This is a genomic window from Rhodopseudomonas sp. BR0C11 (genome assembly GCF_010820945.1).
Taxonomy (GTDB): Bacteria; Pseudomonadota; Alphaproteobacteria; order Rhizobiales; family Xanthobacteraceae; genus Rhodopseudomonas; species Rhodopseudomonas palustris_H.
In genome coordinates this window covers 1-6,645 of the sequence record NZ_QTKI01000261.1, presented here as the reverse complement: position 1 = coordinate 6,645, position 6,645 = coordinate 1, and the positions used below count along the sequence as shown (strand labels likewise).

6 protein-coding genes are annotated in these 6,645 nt (G+C 64.7%); 2 read left to right on the top strand and 4 right to left on the bottom strand.

What is annotated here, in order from left to right:
* Nucleotides 1-124: 124 nt before the first annotated feature.
* Entirely contained in the window at nt 125-2,356 is a 2,232-nt protein-coding gene (flhA, locus tag DYI24_RS18105) for a flagellar biosynthesis protein FlhA (protein ID WP_107346503.1), read from the top strand.
* A 331-nt stretch (nt 2,357-2,687) separates the two neighbouring features.
* Nucleotides 2,688-2,888: a hypothetical protein gene (locus tag DYI24_RS18100; protein WP_107343628.1), complete on the top strand. Its 201-nt coding sequence runs from the start codon at nt 2,688-2,690 to the stop codon at nt 2,886-2,888.
* A 266-nt stretch (nt 2,889-3,154) separates the two neighbouring features.
* Here the strand turns inward: DYI24_RS18100 and DYI24_RS18095 are convergent, their stop codons facing one another.
* The 4 genes from DYI24_RS18095 to fliI form a co-directional block, all read right to left on the bottom strand.
* Nucleotides 3,155-4,102 carry an anti-sigma factor gene (locus DYI24_RS18095; RefSeq protein ID WP_164573290.1) on the bottom strand — a complete coding sequence of 316 codons (948 nt, stop codon included), beginning with the start codon at nt 4,100-4,102 and terminating at the stop codon, nt 3,155-3,157.
* Entirely contained in the window at nt 4,102-4,650 is a 549-nt protein-coding gene (locus DYI24_RS18090; RefSeq protein WP_164573289.1) for a sigma-70 family RNA polymerase sigma factor, read from the bottom strand. The genes DYI24_RS18095 and DYI24_RS18090 overlap by 1 nt, the downstream gene beginning before the upstream one ends.
* A gap of 176 nt (nt 4,651-4,826) precedes the next feature.
* Nucleotides 4,827-5,255, bottom strand: coding sequence for a flagellar export protein FliJ (gene fliJ, locus DYI24_RS18085; protein ID WP_011157193.1), 429 nt, complete (start codon nt 5,253-5,255; stop codon nt 4,827-4,829).
* A gap of 109 nt (nt 5,256-5,364) precedes the next feature.
* A partial coding sequence (gene fliI, locus DYI24_RS18080; RefSeq protein ID WP_164573288.1) for a flagellar protein export ATPase FliI occupies nt 5,365-6,645 on the bottom strand: 1,281 nt, incomplete at its 5' end.

Here is a 6,645-nt window from a genome sequence, read left to right as displayed (position 1 = left end):
GCCGCCGGCCAGCGCCCTGCCATGCGGTCGCACCCGGGGCGGCGTTAACACTTTGCTAACCATGAACCGGGCAAATTTTGCCCAGTGAAGAAGTGTCGTCGGCCGCGAAAAACGGGGAATGCCCGTGGACGCCAGTGCGCTGCCTCACGTCGGACCCAGCGCCCCTCCGGTCGCGGCGAAGACGTCCGGGCGGCGCAAGCGACGCGCACAGGGGACTGCGGCTGAAATGACGGACACCACGGTCGGCCAGGGCACGGGCGCCGGCATTCCCAGCCTCAAAGAAATGATCGCCATACTGCGGCGCGGCGACCTCGCGCTCGCGATCGGCGTGCTGACCATCCTGGTCGTGCTGATCCTGCCGCTTCCGGCGATCATTCTCGACCTGTTCCTGGCGATCTCGATCACACTCTCGATCCTGATCCTGATGACGTCGCTGTTCATTCAGGCGCCGCTGGAATTCTCGTCGTTCCCGACCGTGCTGCTGATCTCGACCATGCTGCGGCTGTCGCTGAACATGGCCTCGACCCGGCTGATCCTGTCGCACGGCCATGAAGGCACCGCGGCCGCCGGTCACGTCATCGAGGCGTTCGGCGGCTTCGTGATGGGCGGCAATTTCGTGATCGGGATCATCGTGTTTACGATCCTGATCATCGTCAACTTCGTGGTCATCACCAAGGGTTCGGGCCGTATCGCCGAAGTCGCGGCACGCTTCCAGTTGGACTCGATGCCCGGCAAGCAGATGGCGATCGACGCCGATCTGTCGGCCGGACTGATCGACGAAGCCACCGCCAAAGCGCGGCGCAAGGAGCTGGAGGACGAAAGCGGCTTCTTCGGCGCCATGGACGGTGCCTCGAAGTTCGTCCGCGGCGACGCCATCGCCGGCCTGCTGATCGTGTTCATCAACGTGATCGGCGGCATCATCATCGGTGTGGCGCAGCAGGGACTGTCGTTCTCCGAAGCCGGCCACACCTACACCCTGCTGACGGTCGGCGACGGCCTTGTGACGCAGATCCCGGCACTGATCGTCTCGACCGCAGCAGGCCTGTTGGTGTCAAAGGCCGGCATCTCCGGCTCGGCCGACAAGGCGATGATGGGCCAGCTCTCCGGCTATCCGCAGGCGCTGGGCATGGCGGCCGCGGTGATGCTGGTGCTGGCGGTGCTGCCGGGCATTCCGACCATTCCGTTCCTGGCGCTGGGCAGCGGCTCGGCCTTCCTCGCCTTGAAGGCACGCAAGCGGAAGGCGGAGGTCACCGCCGAGAAGGCACAGGCCGCAGTGGCGCCGGAAGCCGCCGCAGCTGCAGCCGCGGCAGCGTCGGCCGAGGAGCCGATCGCAGCGGCGCTGAAGATCGACGATCTGAAGATCGAGCTCGGCTACGCGCTGCTGCCGCTGGTCAACGGGCCGGACGGCACCGACCGCCTCACCGAACAGATCAAGGCGCTGCGCCGCTCGCTGGCGATCGAAATGGGCTTCGTGATGCCGGCAGTGCGCATCCTCGACAACGTCCAGCTCGAGGCCAACACCTACGTCATCAAGATCAAGGAAGTCGACGCCGGCACCGGCCGGATCTGGCCGAACCAGTTCATGGTAATGGACCCGGCCGGCGAACAGGTGACGGTGCCCGGCATCCACACCACCGAGCCGACCTTCGGCCTGCCCGCCACCTGGGTCGACGCCAACTTCAAGGAAGAGGCATCGCTGAAGGGCTACACGGTGGTCGACGCCGCCACCGTGCTGTCGACCCACCTGACCGAGTTGCTCAAGGCCAACATGTCCGACCTGTTGTCCTATGGCGAAACCCAGAAGCTGCTCAAAGACCTGCCGAAGGAACAAGGCGAACTGGTCAAGGACATCGTCCCGGGTCAGATCACCGTCTCGGGCATCCAGCGCGTGCTCCAGCTGCTGCTCGCCGAGCGCGTCTCGATCCGCGACCTGTCGACCATCCTCGAAGGCATCGCCGAAGCGCTGGCGTTCTCGCGCAATCCGTCGACCATCGTCGAGCACGTCCGTGCCCGGTTGGCCCGCCAGATCTGTGCGCAGAACACCTCGTACAACGGCTACCTGCCGCTGATCGCGCTGTCGGCCAAGTGGGAGCAGGCGTTCGCCGAATCGATCATTGGCCAGGGCGAAGACCGCACCCTGGCGATGGCGCCGTCGAAGCTGTCCGAATTCATGACCGCGGTGCGCGACAAGTTCGAACAAGCCGCTCGCGAAGGCGAAGCGCCGGTGCTGGTGACCTCCGCCTCGATCCGGCCGTTCGTCCGCTCGCTGGTCGAACGCTTCCGGGCCCAGACCACGGTGATGTCGCAGGCCGAGATCCATCCGCGGGCGCGGTTGAAGACGGTCGGCAGCGTTTAAAGCCGCCCGGTTCCCAGCCTTTGGACGACAAGGCGGCTGCGCGACTTTTGCGCAACAGACAAGGTCTATTGGCCTCGGGTGGTATTTTGATGCCGATGGCTGCGAGAACGGCCAAGGCAGCCTCGCCGCACCTGATTTGATTAATTTTCAGTAAGTTAGGCGGGCTTTTCGCGCTGCATTCTCGCGCACTATCACGCTTGTTCACGCGTTTGTGACCCCCTCTGCGGAACGGCCGAGCGATTTCCTACGTTTTCTGCGTGAGTTCTTTGAACCTGCTTCGGGATCGCAAACACGAATTTCCGAGGGTGGAGAAGACAGCAGGAGGCTCCGCATGAACCATTCGATCTACAGTGCCGATCGCAGCACCCACTTGAAGATTGTGGCAGTGGCTCTGGTCGCCGGGATCGCGGTGGCGGGCCTCGGCATCACCGCACGGCTCGGGGCCGACGACGGCTACACCCAGACTGCCAAAGTGATCAAAGCCGGCAAACCGACCGCGATCAGCAAGGCGGAAACGATGGTGATCCGCTAACCGTTCCAGCGTTCACGCATGCCAGATAGCCCCCCTGGCTGACGCGTGAGCTGAGGAGGTCCCACTCACCCCAAGTGGAGACCCAAAGGAAAACGCCCGCTCCCCACGGGCGTTTTTCTTTTGTGCGATGAAGTTGGTCGCGCGGTTGGTCGAGCTGTTCAGCTACTGTCCGCACGCTGTCTCACAGCGCGGTTCGAAATAATCAGCTTGGGCAAAACCTGAGGACGACGAGCGGCAACGCGTCGCCTCCGCCATGGACCAGTCGATTACTGCCGTGGCGTATTTCGGATCGGCTCCGGCGGCACGCTTTCCACCAGCTTGCCGGTGAACACAATCGGGCCGGTGGCGACGCCGGTCGGCGAGCCGCCTTCAGGCTCGACCGTCACCGCGTAGGTAGCTTTGCTAACCAGATCGGGATCGTATGACGACAGCACCGGATTGACGGTGAAATCGCGGTTGCCGATCACGCCGAGCGACCGCGGCTTCTGCAGCTTGTCTGAGACGATCCAGAGTTCGTAGCTCTTGCCCGGCTCCGGCGACGCGGCAACCCGGCGCACCGTGAAGGTCTTGGTGCCGGCATCGACGGTGAGGATGAAGGCCGGCGCATTGCCGTCCTTCTGCAGCACGGCGACGTATTGCGCTGGCACCGCCGGCGGCGGCGTTTCGACCTTGACGATCTGGGTGCGGATCGGCGGACGAACCGCGTCCGGCAACAGGTCCGGCTGATACACCTGCGCGCCGACCACCAGCAGCAGCGACGCTGCGATCGCGCTCGACAGCATCGCCACGCCGCGCCAGATGTAGGCGCGTTTGGCGAAGTGCACCACGCGTTTGGATTCGGGGCTGAGTTCAGTCGACTCGCTGACGGGTGCGGGACCGGTGTCGTTGGCAGGGCGCGGCAAGATCGGATCTCCCGGCGCGCCGAGCACCCCGGCACTGGCGACGTCACCAATCGGCGGCGCAGCCGGCGGCGGCACCGCGCGCTGTGACTCGGCGGCGATCGCCGCCTTGATCCGATCCCATACCTCGCCGCGCGGCTCGACCAGCCCGACCATCTGATTAAGCGCGCCGAGCTTCAGCTCCCACGCTTTGACCAGCGCGGCGAACTCGGCATCGCTGCGCATCAGCGCCTCGGCTTCCGCCCATTCGGCGGCGTCGAGCGTGCCGAGTGCGTATTCCGCGGCGAGCGCGCTATGGTCTTCGCTGTGGGCCATCAGGTCAGTCCCAAACACCCCCGAACATCGAGCAGGCTGCGGCGCAGCCAGGTCTTGATCGTGTTGGCCGGAGCGCCGAACTTGGCGCCGAGCTGCTCACGGCTCCAGCCGTTGTAGTACGCCAGCAGAACCAGTTTCTGCCGTTCGGGCTCCAAACGGCCGATGCACTCCAGAAGCCGCTTCAGCTCCTCAGTCATCTCCCGGCGCGCCAGCGGGTCAGGCGTCTCCGCCGCGACGTCATTGGCGGACGGCTCCTCCTCGATCGAGACTTCGCCGCGCTTGCGTGCGACGTCGATCGCCCGGTTGCGCGCGATCGACGCCATCCAGGTGATCGGCGAAGCCACCTCGGAATCGAACTGCGCAGCGTTGTTCCAGATCTTGACGTAGGCGTCCTGAATGACTTCTTCGGCGAGATCCTGTCGCCGCAAGATACGAAGCACGACGCCGAACAGTTTCGCCCGCGTCGCATCGTAGAGTCGCTGGAACGCGTCCTGGTCGCGCTCAGCGACCGCGGCGATCAGCGAAACCAACTCAGCCGGCGACAGCATTCCGAGACCTCACCATGGCCGTTGCGGCCACGCCCCCCGTTCCGGCCGAGCGGCCCGAACCACAGCAGCATATCTTGCAACGCAGTGTTCCACCACGCCACTGCATAGGCTGTGGATACCGCAAACGAAAGCCCGGACCGAGGGCCCGGGCTGTTTCGACGCCAAGTTGCGAAAGATCAGGCGACGGCGCCCGCCCCACCAAGCCGTGCACGCATCAGACCGATGCTGTCGAGGTCCGCCTGTTCGCGGGCACTTTCCTCGGCGCGTTCGCGCGCCTGGTCGCGCTCGTCGAGCAATTCGACCTTCTTCATCTCGTCGAACGCCTCGGACAACTGGCCGCGGGCTTCTTCGAGCTGCACCCGCAGCTCGTCGGCAGAGCGAGTCAGGTTTTCGCGGCGCTGAATCGCCGCTTTGGCATAGGTCGGATAAGCGAAGTGGCTGGGGTCCGTGATCCCCGCGCGTTCCTGCTCGGTGACGATTTCGCGCTCCAGATCGGACGACATCCGCTCGAAATCCGCGATCATCGCTTCGATCTGGGCAACCCGTCTGCGCCGCTCGTCGACCTGAAATTTCTTCAGACGGATCAGCGTTTCGCGTGACTTCATCGACTCGTACTCCCCAGAAGTCCCAGTTCAACGCGGGACATCGCCGGATGGTCACGACAGGGCCACCCGGCAAATCGATTGACGTGCCAAGCATGATGGCCGGACAAAGTTAGCGTTCCGTTTCCGAATTACTCAGGATCTGCTCCAATTGGGCATATCCTGACTGCAAGCTGGTCGCCTCATCCTTGCCTTGGCGGAGGAAATCCTCCAGCGGCTCGTGCAGCCGCACCGCCTCGTCGACCTCGGCGCTCGAGCCGGGACGATACGCGCCGAGCCGGATCAATTCTTCCATGTCGGCGTAGGTCGCCATGATCTGTCGCGCCCGCTTGATCATCGGCAGATAAACCGGATCGGCCGATTTCGGCATGGTTCGAGACACCGACTTCAGCACGTTGATGGCCGGATAGCGGCCGCGCTCGGCAATCGAGCGCTGCATCACGATGTGGCCATCGAGGATGCCGCGGACCGCGTCAGCGACCGGCTCGTTATGATCGTCGCCGTCGACCAGCACGGTGAAGATGCCGGTGATGGTGCCCTCGCCCAGCCCCGGGCCGGCGCGTTCAAGCAGCTTCGGCAGTTCGGTGAACACCGTCGGCGTATAGCCTTTGGCGGTCGGCGGCTCGCCGGCCGACAGCCCGATCTCACGCTGCGCCATCGCAAAACGCGTGACCGAGTCCATCAGGCACAGCACGTCCTTGTCGTTGTCGCGGAAGTATTCGGCGATCGCCAACGTCAGATACGCTGCCTGCCGCCGCATCAGCGCTGGCTCGTCCGACGTCGCGACCACAACCACGGAACGCGCGAGACCTTCCTCGCCGAGGTCATCCTGCAGGAACTCCTGCACCTCGCGGCCGCGTTCGCCGATCAGCCCGATCACCGACACCGCGGCATCGACGTTGCGAGCAAGCATCGATAGCAGCACGGACTTACCAACGCCGGAACCGGCGAAGATACCCATGCGCTGCCCACGGCAGCAGGTGAGAAAGGTGTTGAGTGCACGCACGCCGAGATCGAGCGGCATGCCGACGCGCTTGCGCGAATGCGCCGGCGGGGGCTGATTGCGGAACGGCATCGGCGACGGACCTTGTACCAGCGGCCCCTTGCCATCGATCGGTTCGCCCAAAGCGTTAACAACGCGGCCGAGCCAATGCGGCGACGGTCGCACCTGAGCGGCCGCGTTCGCGATGATCGCCCGGCAGCCGCGGCGCACGCCTTCGAGTCCTGCGAACGGCATGACGATGGCGTTGTTACCGGTGAAACCGATCACTTCGCACGGGATCGCACGGTTGGCGCCGGTTTCGACAACGATGCGTGCGCCAACGCTCATCGCGTGAATCGGCCCGGCGATCTCGACCATCAGACCGCGCACGCCGACAACGCGTCCATAGGT

Excerpts from the sequence above, each read along its gene's own strand:
- DYI24_RS18090 (WP_164573289.1), bottom strand. The coding sequence starts at position 4,650 with ATGCTGTCGCCGGCTGAGTTGGTTTCGCTGATCGCCGCGGTCGCTGAG.
- fliJ (WP_011157193.1), bottom strand. The coding sequence starts at position 5,255 with ATGAAGTCACGCGAAACGCTGATCCGTCTGAAGAAATTTCAGGTCGAC.
- DYI24_RS18100 (WP_107343628.1), top strand. The coding sequence starts at position 2,688 with ATGAACCATTCGATCTACAGTGCCGATCGCAGCACCCACTTGAAGATT.
- DYI24_RS18095 (WP_164573290.1), bottom strand. The coding sequence starts at position 4,102 with ATGGCCCACAGCGAAGACCATAGCGCGCTCGCCGCGGAATACGCACTC.